Origin of the sequence: Shinella zoogloeoides, assembly GCF_033705735.1 — a bacterium.
GTDB classification, from domain to species: domain Bacteria; phylum Pseudomonadota; class Alphaproteobacteria; order Rhizobiales; family Rhizobiaceae; genus Shinella; species Shinella zoogloeoides_A.
The window spans coordinates 148,185-162,498 of the sequence record NZ_CP131132.1; the positions used below are offsets into that span (position 1 = coordinate 148,185).

Genomic DNA, 14,314 nt, shown 5'->3' on the forward strand with positions numbered 1-14,314 from the left:
GCGCGATTGGTCGCGAAGTCGAAGATGGGCAGGTCCCGTCGAGGCCGCCGGCGTCGAACTGTGGCGGCCGGGCCGCCGCCTGGCGCGATCACCAGTACCGGCGTCACGGCGGCGATGTAGACGCATCTCGACTCGGCACGAGCGGCGAGCGCGATCGAGGCGGCAACGCCGTGGCCTCGAGCTCTCGTCAAGGCGTCGATCCCCGCAAGCGACCGGCATCGACCCTGACGATGGCGATGGGCAGCAACACACCTTGCCGGCGGCGATGGTCTGCACCGCCCGGCGATGCCATGTGACGCATTCGTCACAGCCAGCGGCGGTGATGACGCTGCCGTTTACCGGCAGGTTTCGTGAGCTCGTACCCGACGAGGATGCGCGGCCAGGGCTTCGACTTCCTGCTCTGGGGTTTTCCCTTCGCCGCGGGCTGGCCTGGAGGAGAGGGAAGTCGGCCTGAAATTCAATATCCGGATTAAAGCGGCACGCGCGCGAGATTTTCGACGAGCCAACAGAATGCTGCGCAGGCGATGTGTAGTATGCGAAAGCGAGCGTAAGAAGTCGCTTTTCCAGTGAGGCAGGATCTGAAGACGGCAGCTGGCGCTCCATGGCGTAATAATCAGGAACCGAGATGTTCCCACGGATTTGAAAAACAGCGGCGTGGTTTTCGGCGGCTGCGGCAGGAACGGCAGCGCTCGCAGCGCCCGCCTCTCATTCGCGATGTCGCGCAGCATCGGAAATTACGGTCATTACCCGGGAAACATAACACGAGGACGCATGGACGCGGAATGCAGGTGGCGTCATAGTCAATGTCGCCTGTGCCGGTTCCGCGACGAGATTTTGGCCCAGACCTGTCGGGCGCGATCCAGGCCGACGTATTCCATTTCGAGTCGGGCCTCCATTCCGCGCTCGTCGGTTGTCCATTGCGCCGACTGACGCTTCAGCTTAACGCGGTCAGCTCGGCCTCAAATATCAAAAACGCAAGGATGGCGATCTCTATGGTAAATCCTTATATTGGGAACGCAGCCGCTGATCGTCGAAGTACCCATACGGCCGCGCCTGGGACGAAAAACAATCTGTTCGACATCATCTTCCCGATGATCGCGCTGCGGCGGCCGTTGCGGATCCCTTCAATCTTCGGACGACACTCGGCGCGCCCAGTGCCGCCGTCCACAGGGTTCAGCCATCGCGCGCTAACGACGCCGCGGTGACGAGCGTCGGCAGACGCGGTCACGGGTTTGCACACTTCCATCGTCTTAATCTTCCAGCGCAAGGGTAGAACTGCTACACCTTCCCGCGATAAGCCGGACGACCTGACAACGCAGCTTGACCCCGCATGGCGATCGTCCGGAAGTCTATCGCCTCCTCAAACCTGACGCTGGAATGGGTGTCCGCTTCATCTCCTTGTCACTAACAACGGCGTACTGACCGACGAGGGCGCCAGACAGGGTGGTGCGGCTGACGATATCCCGCCAAGACCAACATCATCGACAGGAATCAGCCCAGCTCTGGGAGAAGACGGTTTTCGTGCGCCTGAGCGGTCGATCGCGTCCAGATGCGGAACGACTCGCTGTTGAACCCCTCTAGTTTCCGGGCGGGGGTAACGATATGCCTGCACGTAACGACAACATCCGGGTTCGGGTGAACGTCAGCGCTACCCGGCGGACCTGCCGCCTGGTCCACCGAGCTTTTCCCGAGTCCTCGGGCCTGCGGTTCGGGCAAGACGACCGCGCCGTGCCCATCGCTGGCTTCGAGCAGGTCGATCCCGGCCGGCCTTTGCCGATGGCCAGATGTAACCGACGTGCCCCGCCGCACCGCACACAGGCCCAGTCCTATGCGCTGTTCCCGCATATGACGTTGCAGAATGTCGAATATCCACGAGGATGGTATCGAGCGCAGCCGACGTGTCGCCGAGGCGCTGGAATGGTGGCGATGGACAAGATGAGCGCCTGCCGCATCGCAGCCATGGCGGCCGGCCAGCGCGTGGCCGGCCCGGTGCCCCGGTTGGCCGCCCCAGGGTGCTTGCTCGACGAGCGCCGTCCGCGCTCGATCTTCAACCCGGCAGCAGATGCAGTACGTGCTGCAGCGTAAGACGGGTTAACGCGCGACCAGAGTTGCTGGGCATCAATGCCGGCAGCATTCAACAGCTCGACAGTCCAGGCGAGATGCGCCCAATACAGGCCCAGTTCATCAAGGTCCACCTGATCGCCGCAGGCGGCGGTTCGGCGGAGCCGGTGGTCTCGGTGCGTGGCGAAGCCAGGCGGTCCGCGCCGACCCGGTCTGGCCTCGCGGTTGAGGCGCCGACCACCCCGCCGAGGCAGCCGCGCAACCGATCGCCCCGCCTACATACTCGCGAGGTGAGCGTCGGCGACCAGGATTTCACGCCTTTGCGCCGCGCGGCGTGGTGCAATCCCGGAGCATGGCCAGCCGGTTTGGCTGTCCTTCAAGCCGGAAGACGGGGTGGTGCTTGATGACCGACGTCGCCTCTGCAGGCAAACCCACCACTGGGAAGGCCTGTTGCAAGCGTGCGGCATCTCCGCCATGAATGTCGATGCTCCGGCTTGCCCTGCTCGTGGTCCCGCCGAATAATCCCGATCGGCGTCAGCCTTCACCCGAAGGCGGATTCGACGCCGACGGCGCGGGTCGTCAGGCGTCTGGGTTCTGCTCAGTTCCCGGCCACGGCGACAAGCTACGCTGATCGCCCAACTGATGGCCTATTACGCAGCGCGCCGTTGAGCGCGGTCATGCTGTCATCCCGCTCTGGCCTGCCGACGTGCGCTCTTCGCCTCGGCGGGTGACGCCGGCATGGCAACGCACGTCGGATGGGTCTGATCTCGGCTGAGCCCCGGCGCCGCCTACAACTCGCCGTCTTCCTCACCTTCGCATACGCCAATCCTCATCTTCGTCGCCGCACATTCCCACCCTGCCCGTTCGACGGAGCGGCCGGCGCAAGCGGCTGAGGGCTTCTTCACCGTCGTACCGCTGTCGCGTCCCGGCGTGGTTGGCGGTCGGCGACTACATCACGCCGTCGATGGTCGGCGGATCGGGGACGACGTTCGAATGGTCATCGCCTCGGCAGTTCGGCATTGGCAACTGCGCCCATGGCGCGGCGCTCGCATTGGCCGTACAGCAGACGGTCGCCCGCCATCATGATCAGCGTGCGCAAGCCCGGTATCCCGACGGGTGATGTCAGGGCCGGCAGGCCAGCCGTATTTCATTCCGTCACCGCCTTGCGCTGCAGCCTCTTGCCCGGCCCTATCCTTTCATGCGCCACCGCATCATCGCCAACGACGTGACGGTGAAGTTCGCGGCACGACGTTCCGCCGGGTATCAGGATGTCAGGCTGGCTGCGGCGGAATCAACGTTTACGTCGGGCTTCCGGTTCGATGATCGCCGGAACGGGCCTGTTATCTCCGCTCGCCCATGCTTTCCTTCGGGAAGCTGGCTGTTGTCGCTGCCGGCCGCCATACCGGGTGGCGTTGGACCGCTTGTGCTTCGTTTTCCAGCTGCATCCCGACAGGCATTCCGCGCGTGGGCATTGCACACTCGTCATGCTGGTCATTGACGGTGCTCAGCCGCTCAGACCGGACCCTGCCTTGCCGAAGCATCGACCGATCTCGGCCGTGGTTTACATACCGCGTTGCTCACTGCGCGCGGCTCGATCGGCAGCGTTGCTCGGCACTACGTTGCCGGTGGACGAGGTAGGTCCTCCCTGACCGGAACGTAGACGCTGCCGCCCGCGTGGAACGATGTACCGGCTTCACCCTCCGCCTGGTCGCCGAGATCAACGGCATCGGCATCGATCGACATGCCCGCCCTCATTGCGCCGCCGACGCCAAGGGCACCTGACCGCGCTGAATCATCAAGAAGAAAGGAATCGCTACGTCGTCCACTGCTCAAGAGCGCCTGGCTGGCCGAACCAATAGACCGGAAACGAAGTCGACGGCCGCTTTGTCTTGCCAGCGGCAAGCCCGATTGGCACAAGGGCCACGCCGGGTCGCCGAAACCGACCGCGAGGACGTGATGCCGTTGCCGAGGCCCAGCAGTTGGCGCAATCTCGTCTGCGCGATCGTAGTCGCCTTGCTGCGGCTTCGCCGATTTCAGAGAAGCATCAGGAAGAAGTTCGCCGCCCTGAACGCCTCGACCCGCCGCCATCGCCGATGTCGGACGATTGCCACGCTGCGCTGGTATGCCGAGGTGATAGACAGCGAGTTTATGACCGCCGTTCTCCACTCCTCCGCCGATACCGCACCACGGTGGAACAGAGCCCATCGGCAATGTCGGCGCCGTCATCCCCCGGGCTTCGATTACCGCGGTGAAGATCGGTCCGGTTGCCATGGCAACTCCATCGTGATCGCTGCCGGCCGAGCAGACGCCGCTCACGGTCTGCGGGCCTGCGCCCTGCGGCAGAGGCCGGCATCCCCGCGTGAGCAATGGACCGTTTCAGGTTACGGCGACATCCGGACAGGGTAAGCTCGGCGTTTATCGCGACGTCGATTCGAGCTCGGTTGCAGCCCGACGGAGCGGGTATTATTTCAAGCTGAACTAACGCCAAGCGCGTGCTGCTCGGAACTGGGGCCCGCCCACGTCATGGATATCACGATCTAGGTCCTGCCGTGGAACAGACCGCTTCTGGCATCCCGTTTCCAGGGTCCGCAGGCTCTCGGCCGCTACTACGCCGGCCGCCGGAAGCCGTCAACGGCACCCAAGACCATCCCTTGCCGAAGACCAACAAGATGGGCGCCGTTGGCATGGGTGTTGTCGAGGTCGGCAAGGGCGCGTTGGTCGCGCTCGGCAACCGTATCCTCGAACACGGGCGGCTACTTTCATCGAGCCGACCGTAGCCCACGGCGTCGCCAACAGCATGACCACAAGCCTGCGAGGAAATTTCGGCCCCGCAGCGTCGACCATCACGTCAACGACGTCGAGGGCGAAACGCATCGCGAACGACACGAAATATGGTTCATCGCTACCATGCGCGCACCACACCGGCACATCGCCTTCGGGTACTTCGCTGGCGCCGGAACGCCGCTGAGCAGATCGCCTCGGCGGTTACAGCAGCCGGGTTTTGGCGGGCGCGAAAAATCCATGCTGGCGTTAATGACCAGCACCCAGTTCCGGCTGCTGATTACGGGGAACCACGACTATATCGTCGTCGGCGGGTCGGTCGCCACCGCCTGACCGAGGACGGCACGCGCAGTGCTGCCGCTCGAGGCGGACCACGCGACGGCTCGACATCTGCGGATACCCGCCACTGAGTTATCGAGTATAACTACAGCGAGTCGAGCTCCGATTGAATGGGCGAATAGCGACCAGCATCGCGGCCGGGCGTTGGCGGTCATTTGTCAACGGCATGGTTTTCGCGCGGGGGCAACCCGCTCGACGGCACAGGCGGCGAGGGATTTACCGAAAATTTTACGCGCATGTCCTGCCCACGATGGAAACCTTCGAGAAGGGTCAATGCGGTGATCGGTTCGCTGCATGCGGGTTCAACGCCGTGCCGAAAACCCGCTCTACGAGGCCTTCTGCTGCAGGGCAGGATTACCCGCCGCTCAGCACGATCAAAACGGCCTGCGCTAAGGAGTTCGCCCGTCTGCAACGGCGTCCGGCGAGGAGCACGGCAGCGTTCTGCTGGCCGAGGGGCGGCGTACCGGTGCGGACAGACGCGGTTGATCATGGATGGCAGCACAAAAATGCGAGCGATGCGAAGTTGTGCTGAGCGCCGGTGCGCTGATGCTCCCAAGAATTTCCGGCATCGGCGATACCGATTATGCGCCGGCGAGCGAGTGGCCCATCTACCTGGTAAGCCGGGAGGACATGTTATCCAGTATACGACAACCAAGCGGCGTCGCCGCCTGAAATTAGCGGCCTGTCGGGTTGCGCTGGCCGTTGACTGCTGGCTCGGCGAGCAACTATTTCGAAGTCGGAGCATTTTTCCGTGTATACGGTGTTCTATCCGAGCCACGAATTCCTCCCGATGACTCATCGCGGCGAGGGCGAGGGTGCTCGACGGCTTCGCACTTCACCAGCGTCTGGCGTCCTGGAGCGCAGGTCGCCGCCTACCTGCCGATCCGAAGGCCGCCCTGAAAATCGAGATCGGTTTCTGGACCGAGGATGCCGATCTCAACGAGATGGTCGAGGGTGCGAAGACACGCGAGATCATCCGCCGGGACTGCTCGCGGACGGGCGTCACGCCCAGCGCCGACATTCTTCCCGACAGCTGCCCTGGACCTGTCGTAAGCAAGGGGGGGGAGTAACGAACAGGACGATCAAGACGTTGCGCATTACCGGCGTGAAGGGCCGCTTCCATTGATGCCGGCGCTGACGACGGGCAATATGCCGGGCGATCGGCGAGAGATCTTCGATACGCCGCCGGTCGTCGCCGCAGAACTCCTTTATATCGGCCGGTTACCGAGCCGGCCCCACGAGCAGTGATAAAGGGGACTGACGATGGGCGTCCGTCGCACGAAATTTCGCGCGATGATTTCGCCATGTTCTCTCCTTGTACCGGGCCGGAATGAATGGCCTACTTTGTTGCAATGCGGTGATGGCGTCTGACCCATACCGGAATTCGCCAACCTTCCCGATACGGCGTGCAGGCGGCAAAGCCCATCAGGAAAGCTGGCCTGCGGATCGTTACAGCGACAGGCCAGATGCGTGATCTCAATGCGCGGCATCGATGGCCGCGCGCTCGATAGATCGGCGGTCAGCGGCCTGGCCGCCGGCCGGAATGTGTGCGGCTCGACGAAATCCGCCAGGTCTCGCCGGCCAGCACGTCGAGGCGTTCGCGAGACGCGCATGCTGCGGACGTGCGCCGAACGCCCGCCTTCCATGAAGCGGGCAAAGCGTCAATTGCGCCATGGGTGCCGCATGTTCATCCAGCAATGCGTGGTCATCGCCAGAAGCTGCGGCGGCACGATCTGGGTAGACCCGGAAATACGGCCTGGTGAAGGTGCCGATATAGATCGTCCGGTCGCGGGATCGAATTTCGCACGCAGGTCATCGTCGGCGGCTGTAATCGGTTCGCCGTAATCGTCACCTGACGGGCCGCCCACCGGGCAAGACGGCGCTCAGGCGTCGCGCCGGTAAACTGCGGAAGGCGTCAGGTGACCGCCCCAGCCGGGCGGCGTGTTTACGATCTGCCGACTTACCGCCAGGCGCAGTCGGTCCGGAAAGAAGCTGCGTAATCTGAGTCGGTTATGATCTCGGCTTTGAGATGATTTTCGGGCAAGGCGATGGACGACAAGAACTGCGGGCTGCTGCCGATGGATTGCGTTATCCGAGGATTCGACGGATGCGGAATGGCTCTGGTGGAGCCGTTGATTTCTCCAGTATGGGCGCCGAGGTCATCGCCTAAACGGCTGTTGTATGTTGAGCACGGGCTGCCGCGGCGCGCCGTTCCGGAAAGACCCGCCGGCCGCTTGTTGTGTTGTTCGATCCTCATTTCGACCTTGAACTGGGGACGGCGACACCGGCCGTTCACGATGAATTTTACAGAAAGTCGTGAGGCGATGGATCGTGAGGCCAGTCCTCACGCATCGATAGCCAGAGCAGCGCCGCAGGATTCACCGAGCGGGTATGATGCGCAAGACGGCGTCGCCGGTATTGCTCGCCGATGCCCTGCCCGGCCGACATCCAGATCGTACCTGCGGCGTCAATCCATGACGTTGCCTGGGGAGGCACCGTTGTTCGTCGACGGCGGCGCTGGTCAGGACCAGCACAAGGAAGAAGTCACGCCGGGCCTGCTATTCGAAATGTCAAGCCAAAGGCTTCGAGCTAAGCCGACGTTGGGTGGTTTGTCTCGCGCGGGGACGCCGCAGGCTGGCCAGGCGACTCGCAAACATGTCACTTTCAACTGGTATTCATCTGCCCCATGCGCCGAGGCGCTCTGCTCAATCCGATTACTTTCCGACCGACTGCACGTTGATGTGGGCGGCGAATATCCTCCAATCCGGCATGGGTGAATCTCTTTGCGCGATCCGGCGCTTGGTGCTGATTGTCTACGCCACGGCTGCGATTCCACACGGTCAGCGATGCCACCGGGTGCCGCCGACGAGGTGACGTCGACGCAACGCCGTCTTCATCCGCCATGGCGTCGTCGCTCATTTCACCGGGAGAAATGGACAGCCGCAGGCCTCGACCACGCCCGTCTACGTCGAATTTTCAGCGACGCCACGCCGCGCGCCGACGTGACACGCATGTCGCAAGCCTTCATCGGGCGGGGGATGCGCAGTCGATCGTCTCTGGCGAGGTCGGCGAAATTTCACGGCCATCGCGCGCAAATACCGGTCGCCTGAGCACCGAGCCAGCGGACGGTTCGGCGCGGACATCACCTGGATCACCATGCTGATCGCGCTGACCGCGCTGCGCTCATCCCACCTCCCGGTCAGACGTTCGAGATCATGATGAGCAAGGTCCGGCGGCGAGCCTGTGCTCGACGTACGCTTCACTTTTCCCTTGTGTTTGCGGTTGAAGCTCTGCGCCGTGCCGGTCAACGGCTCGACAATCCATTCCAGTGCCGCGCTCGACATCTGCCACGAGCTCGGCATCTTGCCAATGCCGCACTCCGCATTGCTGATGATGGCGCCAGGATGCCGCTTCGCAACTGCGCCCGGCGGCGTCACCGCGACGCCGCCACCATGCTGCCGCACTAACACGCATTTACCGTTGAGTGTTCCGCTCTTCGAAGCGACCGGTTTTAAGTCGCAGTTCGGCGATACCATCATCGGAGCGGCGCTGCTCGTCTTCCGCTTCAGTTAGCTCCGGCGCTATTCGAGAGGTTCTTCCGAACCGCGGCGTCCTCGTTCAGCGGCGGCGATGTCATCGTTCATGGAGGGGCCACGTGACCAACGCCAATCACCTGCCGTGCCGTCGTCACTGCAGGTTTTGTTGCGTGGCGAAGGCGAAAGCTCGCTCATCGCGATCGATGGTCACTGCGCTTCAGGATTATTTCGTGACTTCGCCGCGCCGATACTGCAATATCCACCCTTTGACATGATCAATACCAAGTGGTGCCCGACGACATGTAAATCGTCTCTTGTCAGTACCGAGCGGCCACCATGGCGAGATATTCCTCCAGCATCTGGAGCAAAGCGCGAAGCGAAGTATAGCAAATTTTCTCGCAAATGCGTTCGGCATGACGAGAAGCCCGGAACCGACGATGATCGCCGTAGAACGTCAACGACGAAAAGGAGCTGCAGCACTGCAAAGGAGCTTCGTCATAGAAGCCGCCTGATCGGATGAAAGAGGGCGCCTCGGTTTATGCGTCAAGTGGCCGCGTCCGCACACGCCGTGGTCAGGTTTCCGTCTGCTCCGCTGTACACCACGCCTGTCATTAACCCGGTGTGTAACCGCTGGTTGCTGAAAGTAGAGCAGATAACTTCGTTGACGGCTTCCCGATCCACCGAGGTACGAATCGGCTCGGTCGTAGACCGATGAAAATTGCGGGTGATGACAGCCAGTCATCGGTTATCCACCGGAGCGACAACACCCGAGATAAGCCCAGCACTTCCAGTACCCGCGGCATACCGTGACCGTATTGGCGCGGCCGAAGGTGGTAGGCGCCGGGATCACGGTTGTAGAGCATGGCGCCCCAAACCATGCCGAAGAGGCGGGCGAGGTGTTCACCGCACGAATGACCTTGCGAGATTACTGCGCTGTACAGATCGACAAGCATCAGACGCGTTTGCTGTTCAGCACGCAGTGCCTCACCCCGATCTGCATCCGGACGACAAGACGGTCATTCAAGGTGAACGATCTGCTCGCATAGACAGCGTCGGCGGTTCGATGCAGGCGAGATAGATGCCAGCGGTGTGAAAAAGCCCAGCAGTGTTATCGCGATTTCGCCGATGGATCACACCGCGGCCTCATCGCGCAGGATGGTTTTTCAGCAATGATGATTCGAGACGCGGCTGGCGGGGCAGCAGCAGGCGGAGAAGACCGGGCGGAGGAGATGGAGTGAAAATAACAGTTAAGCTTCATGAACGCGTCAATGGTTGCCCGCACAGCTCCTCGAAGGGAAAGACGCTGAGCGTGTCGCCGTGGGAGGGTGGCCGAAAGGCCAAGGCATTCGGCGGCGGGCCGGGGCAGACGACGCCTTGCTGAATTGCATATCGAACCGCGTTCTTCCATCGCAAGGATGACAATATCCATGTAGATGGGCCGCCAGCAGGGGCGACACTTGGCGCACGAGTCACGACGACGGGTCTCGAAAGGCAAATATCGGTCAGACGCCCCACCGCGACAAGTGGAGCTGACGAATCCGGGCAGGACACGTTTATCACTGAAAACCGCCTGCTGGCGAGAGCTTCCGAGCTGCGTGTTCTCTGAGAGTTGGCAGCCGAAGAATGCATGAGCCCGGCGACGCCGAATGATGCCGATGAAACTGTCGAGCAGACGGCGATCTCGACGCGGACGTCCGGGAGGCATCCGGCCCCAGAAGACGGCATTTTCGAGATGGAATACGCACGCATCCGGCTGATCTGCACCCTGCATTATGACGGAATTTTCCTCCGATCGTCTCCTGGCCGATCAGCTCCACCAACGCCAGCCGAAACCGACAGCTCGCTCAGGATAAGCTGCGCAGGCGGCAATTTCTGAGTATTTGAGTTGCTGGCCGATGAACAGAGTTAGCCGCGTGGCCGCTCACAGTTCCATAGGCCAGGCGCGGCGCCACGCGTGCGATGTCGCTTGATGGCCTCACGCCGACAGCGATTCCTTAAACACGATGCCTGGGAGGAAACTTCCGCCTGCAGCACGCGGACGATTTCGACTGCGCCGCCAGTGAGCCGGTAAAGAGTTGATTGCCTGAGACCAGATGCCGAATACCCGTCGTCGTCGCGCGCCATTCAGGCTGATGTCGTGATGCCAGCGCGTTCACCGTATCGAGAACTGACCGCCAGACCATAGCCAACGGCAATGCATCATTATTTCGCCCATCCTTCGGCACGATCCGCGGAGACAGAGCACATTTAGCCGCGCTGGGTGAAGATCTGCGACGGCGCGCGGCAGTCTTCGCCATTAATCGCGAGATCGCCGTCGATGTCTTCGATAAGGCTTCACCGGTAACTGTAGAAGACCACGCAGGATGCTTCACTCGCCAGCACGACCGCGCCGCACAAATCCCGCCATCTCAGGCGTCAATGCAATGGTAATCTTTCAACCGTCGTCATCGTAAAGCCTTTTTCACGTCCATGGTATGCGATTAGCGTATCGGAGGTAAGATGCCGATATGTTCAGCCCGGGCAACTACTTCGATTTTCTGGCAGCCGTACTTGCCGGCCGAGGGTCCCGGCCGGAACGTCAAGCGCGCACCGGGAGTTGCGATATTCCGTTCGAGTCCTGCGGCTTTAGCCGCTGCCGTTCCTTTCGACAGCAACCGACTGATTGAACCAGCAGCCCCCGCCAGAAGCAGCCCGCGCGGTGCCGGGCTCTGCCATTACTCGCGCTATGATGCGAGCGAAGCCCTGAAACCGCTCCGCCTCGGGCGAGCTCGTCCCGCCGCCGCCTGGGCGAAACCCCACCCTGAGCATGCCGACAATGAAATTCGACCGGTGCCCGCAGCGGCGGTTCGTGCGCCAGTGCCGGATGGGTGATGTCGTCGACGGTGAACACGCCCGCCAACATCCTGCAGACGAGCGCGACCGCCATACCATCTGCGCCCGTCCGGTTCCAGAGGCCGACATCATACTGGTCGGAAGGTCCTCTCAGGAGACGAACGAGGGCACAAGGCGATTGACCGGCTCCACGAAGAGCAATCGGTCATTGTTCGCCTTGCTCGGCGTCGCCGCCGGGCGCGCCGCCGACGGCACGGCAGGAAACAGGGATGTCCGTTATCTGTCTCGACGCCTGGTTGGCCAGGGCCGAAGCGCCGCGAGGCTGTACGAGGAGAAGCCAACGACGAAATAGACGCCGGACAGGCCCAAGAGGACAGCGGGGTATCGGCCGAGGCGTTGATAATCTTCTGTCTCGAGCCGTTGCAGCCGCCCACCCAGGGCCTGGCGTCGAGGACATGGTCGCGTTGTACCGAGGGCGCGAGCGCAACCGATCGAGTCGGTGTCGACAGCGATGGTGCGGCGCGAGATCTTCGCGTCGGTTTCCGGCGAGGCGGCGGATTTTCCTCGTCCTGCAGGGAGACCTCGCCATTGTTCGGCGAGGAGAGCGACGCAGCCGCCGCGTGCCTGATCGAGCCGGCACGGAAGGGCGTTGCCCGCTCACAAAGATGGTGCCGAAACAGCGCTGTCATACGAGGCAGTCACGCATCTGCCAGCAGATCGGAGCGGACTCGCCTTTGCAGGCTTCCAGTTCAGAGGCCCAGGCCTCGAGCCTGGCTGCTCCGCCAGCATGCGCCCGCCCAGACCCGACGGCCGGGAAGCGACCGCATTGTCCTTATAGTTCGGGTCCAGAGCGTCGGGCGGGCGCAATGGCCGGGATGGATTGCCGGGTAGCTGGATAGCCATGTTGCGATCCTGTCTGGGGAGGGGAGGCTGCGCATATCCCGGTTGATTGGGGTCAGGCGCGATCGGGGCGCCCCGGCCGATCTCGGGCGCCCAGGCGACGAGGTCGGCCGGCGGAGCCCGAGCTGCCGGCGGTGCCGTGGCCAGTGCTGGAGGAAGAGGCCGGTACCTGGTCGGGCCGATGACCGGCGTGGGCCATCCGGCGCACGGTCGAAGGCCTCGACCAGAAGCTTGCTCGACACAACACCACCTCGGCGAGGCGACGGAGGCCGTGCTCGCGGCGCTCGCCGAGGATCGTGCAGGAAGCCGAGATTTCGCGCGCCGCCGACGCGGATGCGGTCGCCGAGGCAGCGCGATGGCGATCTAGAGGTCTCGTCCATCACGGCGGATTCCTGGCGCGCGAGGGGCGTCGGTGATTGGGATGGTCAGCGAACAGCCTTGACCGGATAGGTCGGCAGGCTGCGCGGGCGTCAGGAGGGCGAGAAGCCGACGATTAACGGCATCGGCATCGAGCGCAGCCATGGGCGGTGACGACGCCGCGGGATGCGCCGCCTTCCACATCCAGGCCGCGACGATTTTCAATGAATCCGAAGCAGGACGCCGAGCGCCGCGGTCCCTTGTGGCCAGCACACATAACGCGTCGTCCGTCCTTCGGCGGGTCAGGGAGGCCGCCGCCACCTTCCGCCAAGCGCACGTGCTCGGCGTGGGTTCGACGGATGCAGCTGATCATTACTCGTGGGGAGCGCCGTCGGCGGCGAGCTCCTGACGTCTCTGGCGGAGGCGTTGAGCCAGCAGCGTCCCGCATGCGCCGTCATAGTACCCGTTCCCCGCGCAGTGCTCGCCAGCGAAATGCGCGGCAAGGCGCAGCATGCGGCTTTTGCCGGCTTAAGGCGGGCGGAGGTGGCCGCGCATCTGGGTCTGTGACACAGCCGACCTTGGGCCGCAGGACAAGGCGCAAGCGAACAGCCATTTCATCGCCTCGCGGAATCGGCCAGCGCAACGTGAGCGAGACCCATTGGCAGCTCCTTCCGTTTTCGCCGGGCTGGCACCGTACCATGCCCGCTTTGCCGCTGGTAGCGGAGGACGATGGCGCCGAGAACGATAACTTCATACCTACCCGAGATCTCTGCCGAGACCGACCACACGAGCGTTCAACTCATCCGTTCGATACGGTTGCGGGGAGAGGAAAGACGTCCTGTGCCGCCACCGATGAACACGCGCCATGCGGGATACGGGCGAATGGCACGGGCGAAGACTCCGGCTTTCGACAATCGCGGCTCAGGCTGTCGAATGCTCGTCGATAACGACGTCCTGTTCGACGATCGGGCCTTCTGTCGGCGGTCGAGAGGTCAGTTTCACGCCGCGTCGCCTGTTTATAGGGGGCGCACCCTGAAGGACGGCAGAAAGGCGGGATACGATGCGTGTCGAGCCCTGCACATCTCGCCCCAGGCGGGCGAAACGACGTGCATCTGCCGGCTTCGGGTTTGAGTGCCTTCCGCTACCTGATGGCGGAAGGATGTCGTGACCACCACGACCTTCTGGTAGTCGAAATGATTGGAGACGACGTCGATGTCGTATCACAGCGGTAGATCGCCGAGGCAATGGCCGAAGCGCGAGACCGAGCCGAGGAATCTGTGCTTCGTCGTCTCGTCGAAGAATTCTCTCCGCCCGTAAGTCGCCGCGATCCATACCGCGCAGGTGTTCAGCGCGTAGCCCCTGGACTGAAGTCGCGCATGGTGTCGGTGCGCTTGTCGACCATGCCGTCGGGCCGCCAGGTTACTGGCGGACAGGTAGTCGCGATTGCGGCGTCACGTCCGGGAAGGCGACGTGGGCGTAACGATTGGGAAGAAGCGGACATTGGCGAC

Annotated in this window: 9 protein-coding genes; 6 read left to right on the plus strand and 3 right to left on the minus strand. The window is 62.9% G+C overall.

Annotation, left to right across the window (positions count from 1 at the left end; translation table 11 throughout):
• Positions 1 to 335: 335 nt before the first annotated feature.
• On the minus strand, positions 336 to 728 hold the full coding sequence (locus ShzoTeo12_RS27155) for a hypothetical protein (RefSeq protein ID WP_318914407.1): 393 nt from the start codon (positions 726 to 728) through the stop codon (positions 336 to 338).
• A gap of 874 nt (positions 729 to 1,602) precedes the next feature.
• On the opposite strand from ShzoTeo12_RS27155, the gene ShzoTeo12_RS27160 reads away from it, so the two are divergent.
• Entirely contained in the window at positions 1,603 to 2,085 is a 483-nt protein-coding gene (locus ShzoTeo12_RS27160; RefSeq protein ID WP_318914408.1) for a hypothetical protein, read from the plus strand.
• Between the two features lie 1,590 nt (positions 2,086 to 3,675).
• Here ShzoTeo12_RS27160 and ShzoTeo12_RS27165 read toward each other — a convergent pair.
• Positions 3,676 to 4,332, minus strand: coding sequence for a hypothetical protein (locus ShzoTeo12_RS27165; RefSeq protein WP_318914409.1), 657 nt, complete (start codon positions 4,330 to 4,332; stop codon positions 3,676 to 3,678).
• A gap of 380 nt (positions 4,333 to 4,712) precedes the next feature.
• Here ShzoTeo12_RS27165 and ShzoTeo12_RS27170 point away from each other — a divergent pair, with 380 nt between their 5' ends.
• The 3 genes from ShzoTeo12_RS27170 to ShzoTeo12_RS27180 all read left to right on the plus strand — a co-directional run bounded on the left by ShzoTeo12_RS27170 (position 4,713) and on the right by ShzoTeo12_RS27180 (position 7,958).
• Positions 4,713 to 4,838 carry a hypothetical protein gene (locus ShzoTeo12_RS27170; RefSeq protein WP_318914410.1) on the plus strand — a complete coding sequence of 42 codons (126 nt, stop codon included), beginning with the start codon at positions 4,713 to 4,715 and terminating at the stop codon, positions 4,836 to 4,838.
• A 1,158-nt stretch (positions 4,839 to 5,996) separates the two neighbouring features.
• Positions 5,997 to 6,251: a hypothetical protein gene (locus ShzoTeo12_RS27175; protein ID WP_318914411.1), complete on the plus strand. Its 255-nt coding sequence runs from the start codon at positions 5,997 to 5,999 to the stop codon at positions 6,249 to 6,251.
• 978 nt (positions 6,252 to 7,229) lie between these two features.
• The gene (locus tag ShzoTeo12_RS27180) at positions 7,230 to 7,958 is read left to right on the plus strand and encodes a hypothetical protein (protein ID WP_318914412.1); all 729 of its coding nucleotides are present in this window, start codon (positions 7,230 to 7,232) and stop codon (positions 7,956 to 7,958) included.
• A gap of 186 nt (positions 7,959 to 8,144) precedes the next feature.
• Here ShzoTeo12_RS27180 and ShzoTeo12_RS27185 read toward each other — a convergent pair whose 3' ends face one another.
• Positions 8,145 to 8,720, minus strand: coding sequence for a hypothetical protein (locus ShzoTeo12_RS27185; RefSeq protein WP_318914413.1), 576 nt, complete (start codon positions 8,718 to 8,720; stop codon positions 8,145 to 8,147).
• Between the two features lie 1,624 nt (positions 8,721 to 10,344).
• Between ShzoTeo12_RS27185 and ShzoTeo12_RS27190 the strand changes: the two genes are divergently transcribed.
• Both ShzoTeo12_RS27190 and ShzoTeo12_RS27195 read left to right on the plus strand, forming a co-directional pair.
• Positions 10,345 to 10,593 carry a hypothetical protein gene (locus ShzoTeo12_RS27190; RefSeq protein ID WP_318914414.1) on the plus strand — a complete coding sequence of 83 codons (249 nt, stop codon included), beginning with the start codon at positions 10,345 to 10,347 and terminating at the stop codon, positions 10,591 to 10,593.
• 939 nt (positions 10,594 to 11,532) lie between these two features.
• The gene (locus tag ShzoTeo12_RS27195; protein ID WP_318914415.1) at positions 11,533 to 11,901 is read left to right on the plus strand and encodes a hypothetical protein; all 369 of its coding nucleotides are present in this window, start codon (positions 11,533 to 11,535) and stop codon (positions 11,899 to 11,901) included.
• Positions 11,902 to 14,314: the final 2,413 nt, after the last annotated feature.